Origin of the sequence: Clostridium sp. UBA5119 (genome assembly GCF_002414285.1) — a bacterium.
GTDB lineage: Bacteria > Bacillota > Clostridia > Clostridiales > Clostridiaceae > Clostridium_J > Clostridium_J sulfidigenes.
This window is the reverse complement of the sequence record NZ_DHYX01000035.1, coordinates 27,475-40,747: the sequence shown is the minus strand read 5'-3', so window position 1 is coordinate 40,747 and position 13,273 is coordinate 27,475. Positions and strand designations below refer to the sequence as shown.

The following is a 13,273-nucleotide window of genomic DNA, read 5'->3' as shown; positions in this document are numbered from 1 at the left end:
TATCATAGTTTAAACTATAGGTTTCATTACTATTTAAATTTACCTGAGCTAATAAGTCGGAGTTGGATTTTTTAATAAGTATGGAATCTTTTTTATTATCATTATTTAAATCTTCATTAATTACAATATTTTCTTCAGATAAGTTGAATACATTTTTCTCTTTTAAGTTATCTTCTTCAAAAAATAGTTTAAAAAAACATAAAGTAGCTAATACAAATAAGAATATATTAAATAATTTAGTATACAAATTATTTTTCTTATACACTATAATCACCCCTCTATAAATTATATGTGTAAAGAGAGATAATAATTATTAAAAATCAGACAAATAAAAAAGAGATTAGATGATCTAATCTCTTATTTTGATTTCTTGCACATAGGGCATAGTCCATAAAAATATACTTTATTAGAAATAATCTCATAATCTGTATTATCTTTTACACTAGAATTTAGAAAATCAAAGTTAACACCTTCTAAATCATCTACCCTAGAGCATTTTATACAATGTATATGAGGATGTGGATCAGCAAAACCATCATATCTAAAGTTGCCTTCTCCAACATTAATTTCTTGAATTAAATTAACGTCTACTAAAACCTTTAGCGTTTTATAAACTGTTGCTAAACTCATGGTTGGATACGCTNNTTTTAAAGCTTTATGAATTGTTTCAGCTGATGGATGTTCTTTTGTTGATTTCAAGTAATTGTATACGGCTATACGCTGAGGTGTAAGTTTCAGTTTTTTTTCTTTGAAAACTTGGGTAAAATTAATATCCATTGAATCACCTCTATAGTTATTTGTTATAGATATTATATAATAAATATTATCCATTGTCAAAGGGAAAGAATGGATAATGATTATTATATAATATAGCTATATTATATAATATATTATAGCAATTACAATAAAATATTTATATAAATTTAAAAAATTAATTCAATTAATAAGAAGTCACTCATATATTATAGTATAAGAGAGGAGGAGAATGACTTGAAAAAAACATATGTGTTAGATACTAACGTTATATTATATTCATCAGGAGCATTATTATCTTTTGGTAATAATGATGTAGTAATACCAGAGGTGGTATTAGAGGAGCTGGATGATTTTAAAAAAAATAAAACTGACCTTGGGTTAAATGCTAGACAGGCATCGAGAATTATAGATGGATTAAGAAAGTTAGGAAATTTGAATGAAGGAGTACCTCTTCCTGGTGGTGGTAAATTAAGAATAGAGACTAATTGCTTAAATGCAGAAGTACCAAAGTTTTGGGNNGGGATAGAAATAAAGCTGATAACAGGATATTACAAGTATGTAAGGCATTAAAAGATGCTGGAGAAGATGTTATATTAATTACAAAGGATACCTTTGAAAGAATAAAAGCAGATATTGTTAATGTAAAAAGCGAAGATTTTTACGAGAAGGTAGTTCCAGCTGGAGATGAGCAGTATACTGGTAGAATTGAAGTCTATGTTTCACAAGATAAGCTTTCAGAATTCTATTCAAAAAAGGTTATATCTAAAAATGATGTAGTATGTTATCAAGAAGAAAATGATGAGTATTATACTCCTACCCTTTATACAAATCAATTTTTAGTTATGCATTCCTTAGAAAATAAAAAACAAAGTGCCTTAGGCAGATTTGATGGAGAAAATATAGTGCATTTGCATTATAAGGATAGCAAACCCCTTGGATTAAGTGCTAGAAATGTAGGACAAAGATTTATGCTAGAGTGTCTATTTACATCATCTAATATGGCTCCTTTAAGTATAGTAAAGGGTCCAGCAGGAACAGCCAAAACATTATTTTCTTTAGCAGTAGGATTACAGAAAATCATAGAAGAAGAAACTGGTGAATATAGAAAGATATTAGTATGTAGACCTAATGTAACTATGGATGAAGAAATAGGTTTTTTACCAGGTACTGAAGAGCAAAAAATATCCCCATTTATGAGACCTATTTTTGATAATTTAGAAGTTCTAGTAGATTCAGATGAAAAAGAAAGATATAAAAATGAAAAAGAGTTACAAGATAAGGTAAATGAATTATTTGATAGAAGGATTATAACCACTGAAGCCATAGCATATTTAAGAGGCAGATCAATAATAAGACAGTGGGTAATTATTGATGAGGCTCAAAATCTCTCTCCAAAGCAAGTAAAGGCGATTACAACTAGGGTAGGTATTGGAACAAAACTTATACTTATTGGAGATCCAGACCAAATAGATCACCCGTTTATGGATTCTAGATCTAATGGGTTATGTTATGCATCTGAAAGAATGAAAGGTAGTAAATTGTGTTACCAAGTAACTTTGAAATATGATGAATGTGAAAGATCACCACTATCCTTTGAAGCTGCTCAACGTTTGTAGTATAAATCACAAATTTATTAGGATATAATAATTTTTATAGTATTTATATAATAGTAAAGAATCGATAAGTATTTTATAATATTTATTGGTTCTTTTTTGGCTCTGTAGTTAATTAGAATGATAAATGTTACAAATGCTCCAATATATTATTTAAGAAAAGTGATTAATACATGGAGTGAGTATAGCTAAAATTGCACCTGTTTAAAATGTTACATATGGAACTATATAAATATATAAATAGTTAACTAGTTGTTTTATCCATGCGGGTTTCAGCTATTTTTGTATTTTAATAGTGTAATTAAGTCTATAGTAAAGATATAATACAAATATTTTTTATTAAATTAAGTAGTTCAACAAATAATAAAAATTTTATATTAATAAAAGAATTAAAAAAGATTGATAAAAATATGATATACTAGGAGTATTGCAGAAGGAGTGAAAAGGATGAACAACAATTATTTATTGGGAAGGATCTTAGTTATACCAGCAATTTTAGTTGCATTTACATTCAAGGGATACATTCAATCTAAAATTGCTATAAAACTTGGTGATGATACCCCAAAAGAGTATGGGAGAAATACTTTAAATCCTTTGAAGCACATCAGTGTATTTGGGTTTATATTTATGCTTATAATAGGTTTTGGATGGATAAAACCTGTAGAAATTAATAAATCGAATTTAAAAGATTATTATAAAGATGATTTAAAAATAAGACTTGGAGGACTTCTAACTACTTTGGCTATAGGATTTATAGCTACAATAGCTCTAGCTTTATGTGTCAAGTTTATACCAGGAAATAGTGATATTAAGTTTATAATATATTTAATTATCCGACAAACAGCTCTAATAAATTGTTCTTGGTTTATATTAAATTTATTACCTATACCAGGTTTTGATGGGTTTAGCATAATAGTAGATATATTAGGAGATAAATCTGAAAGATTTCAAACAATAATGTATAAAAATAACATGTTAATATTTATTATATTAGTTCTACCTATTATAGGTGGATTTTCAATTTTAGATTATGTAGTTGGAATACCAGGCCAGCATATATATGATATTTTTGCAGCTATAGCTACATATTTATTTTTATAGAGTTTATACAGACAAAATAAATATATAATATAAATTAATAAACTAATATCGAGGAGAGAAATTTATGAGACTTAGAAAAAAGCATTGGGCAAGACCAGAATTAGAAGCTAGTGATATTGTAATATATGATAAATATGGTTATTGTGGAAAATGGAGAGACGAATTTGAAAATAATAATCCTATTCATTTAGAGTTAGGTTGTGGTATGGGAGGACATATTAGTCAACGTGCAATTAAAGATAGAAATGTAAACTATATAGGAATAGATTTAAAAGATGAGGTTGTAGTATATGCATTAAGGAAAGTTATGGCACCATTTGAAGGAATAGAAAGAGCAAAGGATATAAATGCAAGACTTATAGTTCTTAATATAATGCTTATAGACAACGTATTTGGTAAAGATGAGATAGATAGAATATATATAAACTTCTGTAATCCTTGGCCAAAAAAAAGTCATAACAAGAGAAGACTTACATATACGAAATTTTTACAATCATATAAAAAGTTTTTAAAATCAGATGGAGAGATATGGTTTAAAACCGATGATGTAGATTTATTCAATGATTCTCAAGAATACTTTAAAGAAGCAGGATTTTCTTTAGAATTTATAACCTATGATTTACATAATAGTGGATTTGAAGATAATGTAGTTACAGAGTATGAAAGCAAGTTTACAGCTATGGGAATGAAAACTATGTTCTTAGTGGCAAGATTAAAATAAAAATAAGAGGCAAGATTTAGCTTTAGATTGATGTTGAATCTTGTTTTTTTATTTTTATAATGTATTTAATCTATAGATATTTCAAATAGAAAATAAGAAAACTATAAGTATATTAAATAAATTTTGACTATAAATAGTGCCTTTGCTATATTTATGTAGGTATATGAAATAGTAAAACTATATGGGGGGAATTAATATGAGAAAAAAGGCATTATTATTAGCTATGAGCTTAATGTTAACTGCTACTATTTCCTTGGTTGGTTGTGGTAAAAAAGAAGAAGTAAAACCAGAAACAAATTCTTCAAAAGGAGCTCAGGTTGAAGAAAAGGTTAGTTTTAAAGGTAAGTACATAGTAGATGTTTCATATGTAAAAGAAAGTTTAGAAAAAGAAAATCTACTTCTCATTGATGCAAGGGGTGAAGAAACTGCAAAAAAAGGAACTATTCAAGGAGCAATGGCTATGGCATGGCAGTCTATTGCTAAAGTTGAAGATAGCAAAGCTGGAGATGAGATGTGGGGTACTATTCTAGAACCAGAAGCGTTAAGTAAAAAGCTAAGTAACCTTGGTGTTGATAAAGGTAAAGAGATTATTATTTTTGCAACGGCTAAAAATGGATGGGGCGATGACGGAAGAATTTTGTGGGAGCTTGTAGCAGCAGGCTATGATAATGTAAAAATGGTTGACGGTGGATATGATGCTATGGTATTAGCAGGGTTACCAGTAGTAAAGGAGATTGCTACACCGGAGCTAGCAGATGTAAAAATTGAGGCTATTGATGATACTCATTTAATTAACACTGATGCTTTGAAAAAAGAATATGAAAATGTAAAGGTGGTAGATGTTCGTGCTGATGAAGAGTATGAAGGAAAGACCTTGTATGGTGAGGCGAAAGGTGGTCATTTACCAGGGGCAATACACATTAAATACACAGATTTATTTAATGAAGAAGGAAATTTAAAGTCAAATGATGATTTAACAAAAATATTTGAAACATCAGGATTGTCAAAAAGTGATAAGATAGTAACCTATTGCACAGCAGGTATTCGTTCTGCATATATGCAGTTAATTCTTGAAATGTGTGGATTTGAAAATTCTCTAAATTATGATGAATCATACTATAGATGGTGTGCAGTAGAGGAAGTTGAAAACTAATATCATAAAGTTAATATCATAAAATAAAGTATTCTTTTATATCAAAGAATACTTTATTACAATAGAAAAACATTATATCTAATACAAGAAATAATACAAATTACTGAATAGCTTGGATATTATATATGATACAAAAAAGATAATAAGTAAATATGATTTTCTATGGATAAATATACATAGTTAAAGTAAGGAGTATGTTATGGAAAAGGAATTGACACACAAAAAAAGAAATTTAGGAAAAATTTTAATATTAATTATTATAGTATCACTAGGTTTATCATATTTTTTCATACCAACTTTCAATTCAAAAGTAAATGGTATCTTTATGTTATTCAGCTCTATGAGTATTGAGTCTGTGGCTGGATATATAAGATCCTTTGGAATATATGCAGTATTAGTTTCATTTTTACTAATGGTGTTTCAATCAGTGGCAGCACCCTTGCCGGCATTTCTAATAACCTTTGCCAATGCTGCTATTTTTGGATGGTGGCAGGGAGCTCTATTATCATGGATTAGTTCTATGACAGGAGCAGCTTTATGTTTTTATATTGGAAGAATTCTTGGACGAGATGCTGTTGAAAAACTTACTAGTAAATATGCAATGGCAAGTGTGGACGGGTTCTTTGAAAAGTATGGTAAACATACAATTTTAGTATGTAGATTATTACCTTTTGTATCCTTTGACTTTATATCCTATGCAGCAGGACTAACATCTATGGGATTTTTAGAATTTATAGTGGCTACAGGGATTGGACAATTACCAGCAACTGTTGTTTATTCCTATATAGGTGGTATGTTAACTGGTGGAGCTCAAATGATTCTTACAGCGTTATTAATACTTTTTGCAATAACTGTATTAGTATTTATGTTTAAACAGATATATAATGAGAGACAAAAGAAAAGTAAAAAATAAAATGCAGAGTTAAAATTCACTCTGCATTTTATAATAAAAATTATTTTTCTAATAATTCATCATATGGCCAACCTTTTTGGCCTTTTTCTAATATAAACATTCTCTTTGAATCCACACTTTTAGTTGTTAAGTAATCAATAGTGTTTTTAGCACCACCGCCACCACCTGGGCAAACAACTATTATTGGCTTATCTGTTTTATTAATTTCATCTAAGGTAACATCTATTTTAGATCTTAAATCATCAGTATCTGCTGGATAAGCATAAGTTGGAACAGTACCAACAATATGATGTGCATCGTAATCTTCTTTTGGCTGTATATCTATTAAATAAATATCATCTTTATTTTCAATAGCAGTTTTTAATTGTTCAGCTGTATAATATTGATATTGTTTTTCTTCGCCTTCTTTTGAAGTGTCCTTTGATTTACTACATCCCATAAGTATAGTTGAGATAATTAAGCAAAGAGCAAGTAGAAGAGTAAGTTTCTTTTTCATTTCATATCCCTCCGTAAGTAAATTAATATATCTATTATATTGGTTTCTATTACCAGAGTTATTATATATAAAGGATACATTAAAATCAAATAGGAAAATTAAATTGAAAGTAATAAGTGTATTAGACATAGCTATACTTATTGACAATAATTATTATTAAAGCTATACTTTTTTTGTTGAAATAAAAGGATATGAAATAGGGGTCAATAGTACCTCTTATTTTTATGCTTAGAAAGGTAGTGTTATAAGAAGATGGTTAATGGGAAAATAAGCATAAAAACTCATCAACTTCTTAGTTTTAGTTCACTATTTATTGAGCTTTCACCAGGAGAAAATGTATTCTGGCCGGGGTGTGCTATTTTATCTATGGGAGAAGAGATAGTGATGAAAACCTATGAACTTTTAAAAACACAGCTACCTGATTTAAAATTAAGTACTATGTGCTGTGGAAAACCATCACTTCATATAGATGGGGGAAAACCTTATGAGAAAAGAAAACAGTTTTTGAATAAGGCTTTTGAGAAAAATGGAGTAAAGAAAATTTATACTTTATGTCCTAATTGCCAAAATACTTTGGTTGAAAATAGCAATTGTGAAATAATATCAGCATGGACAGTTTTAGATGAGATAATCCCAAAAAATAAATATAATATATATAAAGGAAGAAAATTATCCTTACATGATCCTTGTCCAATAAGAGGTTATTTAGAGAATGCTGTTGCTGCAAGAAATATATTAAATAAACTAGGAGTAGATATATTAGAGTTCCCTAATAATAGGGATAGAACAATTTGTTGTGGGAAGAAAGATATGATTATGACTTTATACCCAGAAAAGGGTCAAAAGCTATTTGAAATTCGTGCAAATCAAGCACCATCCAAAGAAATAGTGACATACTGCAGTTCTTGTGTAGATACTTTTAGAAAAAATAGTTTTGAAGCATATCATATTTTAGAATTATTATGGGAAACAAAGGCTAATGGGTCTTGGAAGAATAGGTATAATTGTGTAAGGAAGAGTAAGAGGTAAGATTGATAATGTTAGATACAAGGGGAAGAAAATATTTTGATAGAATATTTGATAAAATCGGAAGAAGTTTTCTTGAAATCAGTTTCATGCCAACACATATAACTATTATTGCTGCTATTGTTGGAATTGTAGGAGCTGTTTCATTTTCCTTTGGTAAGTTTATTTTGTCAATAATTTTATTATGGATTTCTGGATTTTTAGATGCTGTAGATGGTTCTATGGCAAGACAAAGCGGTAAGGTTTCAGAGGTAGGTACATTATTAGATATATGGCTTGATAGATTAGTTGAAATTTCATATATAATATCCTTTGCTATAGTATGTAATGAGGCAACCTTTACCTTAATGATATTAGCTTGCACTATAATTTTATCTATGACGGTATTTTTGACTAGTGGAATGCTCTTAGAAAATACAGGTATTAAAAGTTTTCATTATCAAGCTGGATTAATGGAAAGAACTGAAGGGTTTATAATGTTTACATTTATGATAATCTTTTATTCTCATATGAAAATATTAGCATTTATTTATGCCGTGTTAATTTTATATACAGCAGTACAAAGACTATATATGGCAATTAAAGTATTAGGAGGTAACAATGAAAAATAAGAAATTAAAATCAATACTTTTGATAATTCTTTCCATAATACTTGTTTTTGGACTTGTAGCCTGTGGTAAGAAAAATGATAAAAATAAAGTGGTAAACTTATATGGATGGGGTGGAGATGAAAGAGTTAACACTTGGATTGATAAGGAATTAGCAGCTTATGTAAAAGAGAACTATAATATTACTTTAAATCGTATTCCTATGAATATTGATGAAATTTTACTGAAGCTTACTAATGAAAAAAGTTCTACAGAGAAAGGGAACATTGATATTATATGGATAAATGGTGAAAATTTTCATTATGCTAAAGAAAATGAGCTTCTATATGGACCTTTTTTAGATAAATTAGAAAATGCACAAGGGTATATAAACTTACAAGGTGATGCTGCAAATAAGGATTTTGGGTATTCTACAGAAGGGTATGAAGCGCCTTGGGGAACAGCTCAATTTGTATTAAATTATGATAGTGATAAGATAAATATACCACCAACTAATGCAGAAAAGTTAAAAGAGTATGTAACAAAGAATCCTGGTAGATTTACATATCCTCAGGCTAGTGATTTTACTGGTTCAGCCTTTATTAGAACAGTACTTTATGATATTATAGGATATGATAAATTAAAGGACTTACCAGCAGATTATGATGAAGTTAAAGAAGCTATGGCACCTGCATTAGAATATCTTAAAGAGGTTGAGCCATATTTATGGAAAAAGGGAGAGGTTTACCCTACAGATTCTGCTCAATTAGATAGCTTATATCAAGATGGTGAAGTTGATATTGCCATGGATTACAATGCTAATAAAACTTTAAGTAAAGTAATGGATAAAAGTTGGCCTGTGTCTACTAAATCCTTTGTATGGGATAAGGGAACTCCATTTAATACACATTATTTAGCCATTGCAGCTAATGCATCTAATGTAGATGGAGCATTAAAGGTAATTAATGCTGCCTTATCAGCTGAAATGCAAATATCTAAAGCAGACTTAAGGGGATGGGCTGATCTACCATCTGTTGAATATAATAAGTTAAATGAAGAACAACAGAAGGAGCTTGATATAAAGCTTACTCCAGATAAAGAGTATGAGCATACAATTCTAAGCTATGAAGAACTTTCAAAGCATCAACAAGCAGAATTAAGATCAGACTTAGTAGTAATTATAGAAAAGGTATGGGAGGACGTGATTCTTTTTGATAAATAATAAGCAGAGAAGAAAGGTTATAGGTGGATTAATGATTATTCCATCTTTATCTGTGATAGTTGTAATTACTATGTTTGTTATTATCAATACCTTTATGGAAAGCTTAGGATATATTCCTGAGCTTTCCTTTAATAATTTTACATTTAAATATTATAAAGAGTTATTTTCAGATCCTGTTTTTTTAAATAGTTTATACTATAGTTTTAAAATATCCTTAGTATCTTCAGTAATTGCTACAGTTTTAGGTAGTTACCTAGGATATTACATATCAAAATCAAGGAATAAATTTATAAATGTTTTATATAGATTGCCAATTCTACTCTCCTATGTGGCAGCGGCAGTTCTTATATATACAACTTATAGTGATAAGGGGTTACTATTTCACATAATATCATTATTAGGATTTTCTAATATAAATATAAATTTAATTTTTAATTCTAAGGGAATAGCAGTAATACTTTTAAATATTTTTAAAGGTATGCCTTTTATAGCATTTAGTGTTGCTCCTATTTTTATGAAAGTAAATAAAAATTATAGGTTTATAGCACAGAACTTAGGATGTACAAGATTTCAGTATATAATAAAAATTCTTTTACCTTTAGCTAAGAGAGCTATATTTACTTCATTTTTAGTAATATTTAATTTTAATATGTTTACTTATGAAGGTTTTTACTATCTAGGACCATCAAACCCAATTTCTATAGGGGTTTATGCTTATAAAACCTACCTAAATGCAGATTTATCCAATAGAATATATGGAATGGCTATAAATATGATAATGATCATAATATCTTTAATATTATGTGTGCTTTATTATAAAATGATAAAGGATAATGGGCAAGAGGAGGTAAGAGAGTGAGAAGGTGGATTAAAAGTGTACTTATATTTTCTATACTTATATTTTTAGTACTTCCTATAATATCTATGATGGTTTGGGCCTTTTTTAAAAATTGGAAAGCAACGGATATTTTACCTAATACTTTTACACTAGATGGTTTTAAATACTTTTTTACATCAGGAGATTGGTTTATTGGAATAAAGTCTATTTTCTTTTCTATAGAAGTAGCATTAATATCTTTAGTTTTAAGTATCATGGCTGCAAGATTTTTCATAACTACCCATATAAAGTATAAAATCACATTGGAAAGCATTTTTTATTTACCTATGTTATTACCAGTAATAAGTATATGTTTAGGAAGTCATAAATTATTTCTAAACTATTTTACTTCTTGTAGTATTGCTGTTTTAGTGTTACATATTTATTTTTCCTTACCCTATGCATTTAAATTAATATATTCCTATTATACTGTTTGGGGTATAGGAGATGAGCTTACAGCTCGAGGATTGGGTGCATCTTTTTGGCAAGCGTTTAAATATGTGAATATCCCACTATATGCTCAAGGGTATGCATCAAGTTTTTTTATGGCATTTATTATATCTTACTCTCAGTATTTCATAAATATGTTTATTGGAGATAATAGCCATGTTAACTTTTCTATGATTATGACGCCGTATATAGGAAATTCTAACAGAAATATAGCTTCGGTATATACATTAATGTATATACTTTATGGAGTAATAGTAATGATAATGAGTTCATATATAACAAAGAAGTACAGTAATGATAAATATAGGGAGATGGGTTAAATATGAGTAAGATAGAGCTTAAAAACATATATTTTTCTATCGGTAATAAGGAAATTCTAAAAAATATTAATTTAACTATTGAAGATGGAGAGTTTTTCTCTATATTAGGGCCTAGTGGGGCAGGAAAGTCTACAATTTTTAAGACTATTACAGGAGCTATATTACCTAATAAGGGAGAACTTAGATTAGATGGTAAGATTATTAACTATTTACCTATGGAAAAAAGAAATGTAGTAATGGTACATCAAGGAAATCAACTTTTTCCACATATGACTATAAGAGAAAATATAGAGTTTGGATTAAAAATGAGGAAGTTTCCAAGGAAATATATTGATGATAAGGTCAAATTTCTTGTTGAATTTTTTAACATGAGTGAACATATGAAAAAGTACCCCCATCAACTTTCAGGGGGACAACAACAGTTAATATCATTAATGAGAGCTTTAGCTATAGACCCTAAGGTACTTTTACTTGATGAGCCCTTTACAGGGTTAGATAATAATTTAAAGCATTATATAAAAGATTATGTAATGAAGATNNGGATACAAAGACAGTTTAGAATTACTACCATTATGATCACTCATGAAAAAGAAGATGCTTTTTCTATGAGTAGTAGAATAGCTTTTTTATTTAAAGGAAGTATAGCGTTAGTATATAAAACAGAAAATTTAAATATATTAACTAATATACCTTGTATTGATGAATACTTAGGTGAAATTACTACTTTAGGGGATGGAAGGATTATTTTTTCTGATAGAATTATAAAGGTAAAAAATAAGGAATCAATTATTTAATTGATATCCTTATTTTTTATATTATATAGTTAAATGTTATGGGAAAATTTATATGAGATTTATTTTAAGAATTAGTTTTTCCTATCATTTTACCAAGGATTAAAGAGAAAATCGTTAATAAAATTAGAAGAATAATTGATACTACAAATGCTGGGTTATGGATATTCAAAGCTTGATTTCCAATGTTCAAAAATACTAAGGTACCTGGAAGAATTCCAAGGATAGTAGCTAACATATAGGAACTGAACTTTATTGATGTTAATCCAGCACCGTAATTAATTAAATTATACGGCATGGCTGGTATTAACCTTAGAATAAATATAATTCCAAAGCCTCTTTTTTCATCTAAATTAAATAAGAAGCTACTCCAATTTTCAGGAAGCTTTCTTTGGAGCAAATTAGTAACAGCATCCTTTGCTAGGATTTTAGCCATTAAGAACATTAGGGCACTATTTAAAACTGCTCCAATTAAGGTATATATGGTGCCAGGAAGAAATCCAAATAGAAGTCCTGCAGCAAGGGCTAAGATAGGTACAGGGAAAAAAGCAATTGGCAGTATAGTAAAGAATAATATATAAATAAATGGTGCTAAGTAGCCAAAACCACCTATGTAATTTCTTAAAATCTCTGGAGTTAATCCTCTGAAAAATGCAAAATAGGTAATAACAAGTATTAAAAGAGTCATCATTGAAATTATAAGTTTTTTATTTTTTTTCACAGTGTTGCCCCCTTATAGTGACTATATCTCCATAACATATAGTATATAAATTAAGAGTGTAAGTCAATATATTGAAATTAGTATAGAGAATTTCTATAAGTAAAATGTAATGATTACTAAAATGTAGTAAGTTAACTTTAGTTTTAGTATAATTTAACTAACTAGTTGATATTTAAATCATAATATGATAATATACAACAAAATAGAAAGGGGTATGAGTTATGGACTTTAAAGCATTACCAAAAATAGAATTACATTGTCACTTAGATGGAAGTGTTAGACCAAAAACTATATTAGATATAGCTACAAAAGAAAATATAGAAATACCAACTTATGATTTAGAACAATTGAGAGAATTATTAGAAGCTCCATTAGAGTGTAAATCACTAGTGGAATATTTAGATAGATTTAATATTCCAATAAAGATAATGCAAAGTAAAGAAAGTTTAAGAAGAATTACCTATGAACTTTTAGAAGATGCAGCTGAAGAAAATGTAAAGTATATAGAAATTAGGTATGCACCGAC

General features: G+C 28.5%; 14 protein-coding genes and 2 pseudogenes. 12 read left to right on the top strand and 4 right to left on the bottom strand.

The window, feature by feature from the left end; genetic code table 11:
* The coding region (locus B2671_RS04535; RefSeq protein WP_346869347.1) for a hypothetical protein at positions 1-265 on the bottom strand (265 nt) is incomplete at its 3' end.
* Between the two features lie 92 nt (positions 266-357).
* Positions 358-777, bottom strand: coding sequence for a Fur family transcriptional regulator (locus B2671_RS04530; protein WP_346869346.1), 420 nt, complete (start codon positions 775-777; stop codon positions 358-360).
* A gap of 213 nt (positions 778-990) precedes the next feature.
* Here B2671_RS04530 and B2671_RS04525 point away from each other — a divergent pair.
* From B2671_RS04525 to B2671_RS04505, 5 genes and pseudogenes are all read left to right on the top strand, one after another.
* Positions 991-2,372: pseudogene (locus B2671_RS04525) on the top strand (PhoH family protein).
* A gap of 444 nt (positions 2,373-2,816) precedes the next feature.
* Positions 2,817-3,470, top strand: coding sequence for a site-2 protease family protein (locus tag B2671_RS04520; protein ID WP_346869345.1), 654 nt, complete (start codon positions 2,817-2,819; stop codon positions 3,468-3,470).
* Between the two features lie 64 nt (positions 3,471-3,534).
* Complete coding sequence (gene trmB / locus B2671_RS04515; protein WP_346869344.1) at positions 3,535-4,191, top strand: tRNA (guanosine(46)-N7)-methyltransferase TrmB; 657 nt, start codon at positions 3,535-3,537, stop codon at positions 4,189-4,191.
* A 196-nt stretch (positions 4,192-4,387) separates the two neighbouring features.
* On the top strand, positions 4,388-5,344 hold the full coding sequence (locus B2671_RS04510; RefSeq protein ID WP_346869343.1) for a sulfurtransferase: 957 nt from the start codon (positions 4,388-4,390) through the stop codon (positions 5,342-5,344).
* A 199-nt stretch (positions 5,345-5,543) separates the two neighbouring features.
* The gene (locus tag B2671_RS04505) at positions 5,544-6,257 is read left to right on the top strand and encodes a TVP38/TMEM64 family protein (protein WP_346869342.1); all 714 of its coding nucleotides are present in this window, start codon (positions 5,544-5,546) and stop codon (positions 6,255-6,257) included.
* 40 nt (positions 6,258-6,297) lie between these two features.
* On the opposite strand, the gene B2671_RS04500 is transcribed toward B2671_RS04505, so the two are convergent.
* Positions 6,298-6,753 (bottom strand): rhodanese-like domain-containing protein, encoded by a 456-nt coding sequence (locus tag B2671_RS04500; protein WP_346869341.1) that lies wholly within the window; start codon positions 6,751-6,753, stop codon positions 6,298-6,300.
* A gap of 252 nt (positions 6,754-7,005) precedes the next feature.
* Between B2671_RS04500 and B2671_RS04495 the strand changes: the two genes are divergently transcribed.
* The 6 genes from B2671_RS04495 to B2671_RS04470 are packed head-to-tail and all read left to right on the top strand — an operon-like array spanning position 7,006 to position 12,029.
* On the top strand, positions 7,006-7,782 hold the full coding sequence (locus B2671_RS04495; RefSeq protein ID WP_346869340.1) for a (Fe-S)-binding protein: 777 nt from the start codon (positions 7,006-7,008) through the stop codon (positions 7,780-7,782).
* Between the two features lie 8 nt (positions 7,783-7,790).
* The gene (locus B2671_RS04490) at positions 7,791-8,390 is read left to right on the top strand and encodes a CDP-alcohol phosphatidyltransferase family protein (protein WP_346869339.1); all 600 of its coding nucleotides are present in this window, start codon (positions 7,791-7,793) and stop codon (positions 8,388-8,390) included.
* Positions 8,380-9,588: an ABC transporter substrate-binding protein gene (locus B2671_RS04485; RefSeq protein WP_346869338.1), complete on the top strand. Its 1,209-nt coding sequence runs from the start codon at positions 8,380-8,382 to the stop codon at positions 9,586-9,588. The genes B2671_RS04490 and B2671_RS04485 overlap by 11 nt, the downstream gene beginning before the upstream one ends.
* Entirely contained in the window at positions 9,578-10,447 is an 870-nt protein-coding gene (locus B2671_RS04480; RefSeq protein WP_346869337.1) for an ABC transporter permease, read from the top strand. Before B2671_RS04485 ends, B2671_RS04480 begins: the two co-directional genes overlap by 11 nt.
* The gene (locus tag B2671_RS04475) at positions 10,444-11,235 is read left to right on the top strand and encodes an ABC transporter permease (protein ID WP_346869336.1); all 792 of its coding nucleotides are present in this window, start codon (positions 10,444-10,446) and stop codon (positions 11,233-11,235) included. The genes B2671_RS04480 and B2671_RS04475 overlap by 4 nt, the downstream gene beginning before the upstream one ends.
* A gap of 2 nt (positions 11,236-11,237) precedes the next feature.
* Entirely contained in the window at positions 11,238-12,029 is a 792-nt protein-coding gene (locus B2671_RS04470) for an ABC transporter ATP-binding protein (RefSeq protein ID WP_346869335.1), read from the top strand.
* 64 nt (positions 12,030-12,093) lie between these two features.
* Here the strand turns inward: B2671_RS04470 and B2671_RS04465 are convergent, their stop codons facing one another.
* Positions 12,094-12,747 carry a TVP38/TMEM64 family protein gene (locus tag B2671_RS04465; RefSeq protein ID WP_346869334.1) on the bottom strand — a complete coding sequence of 218 codons (654 nt, stop codon included), beginning with the start codon at positions 12,745-12,747 and terminating at the stop codon, positions 12,094-12,096.
* A 221-nt stretch (positions 12,748-12,968) separates the two neighbouring features.
* On the opposite strand from B2671_RS04465, the pseudogene B2671_RS04460 reads away from it, so the two are divergent.
* A pseudogene (locus tag B2671_RS04460) lies at positions 12,969-13,273 on the top strand (adenosine deaminase); the annotation flags it as partial.

Bases quoted from the DNA above. Each gene is read 5' to 3' on its own strand.
- B2671_RS04520 (WP_346869345.1), top strand. From the start codon at position 2,817: ATGAACAACAATTATTTATTGGGAAGGATCTTAGTTATACCAGCAATT.
- trmB (WP_346869344.1), top strand. From the start codon at position 3,535: ATGAGACTTAGAAAAAAGCATTGGGCAAGACCAGAATTAGAAGCTAGT.
- B2671_RS04510 (WP_346869343.1), top strand. From the start codon at position 4,388: ATGAGAAAAAAGGCATTATTATTAGCTATGAGCTTAATGTTAACTGCT.
- B2671_RS04505 (WP_346869342.1), top strand. From the start codon at position 5,544: ATGGAAAAGGAATTGACACACAAAAAAAGAAATTTAGGAAAAATTTTA.
- B2671_RS04500 (WP_346869341.1), bottom strand. From the start codon at position 6,753: ATGAAAAAGAAACTTACTCTTCTACTTGCTCTTTGCTTAATTATCTCA.
- B2671_RS04495 (WP_346869340.1), top strand. From the start codon at position 7,006: ATGGTTAATGGGAAAATAAGCATAAAAACTCATCAACTTCTTAGTTTT.
- B2671_RS04490 (WP_346869339.1), top strand. From the start codon at position 7,791: ATGTTAGATACAAGGGGAAGAAAATATTTTGATAGAATATTTGATAAA.
- B2671_RS04485 (WP_346869338.1), top strand. From the start codon at position 8,380: ATGAAAAATAAGAAATTAAAATCAATACTTTTGATAATTCTTTCCATA.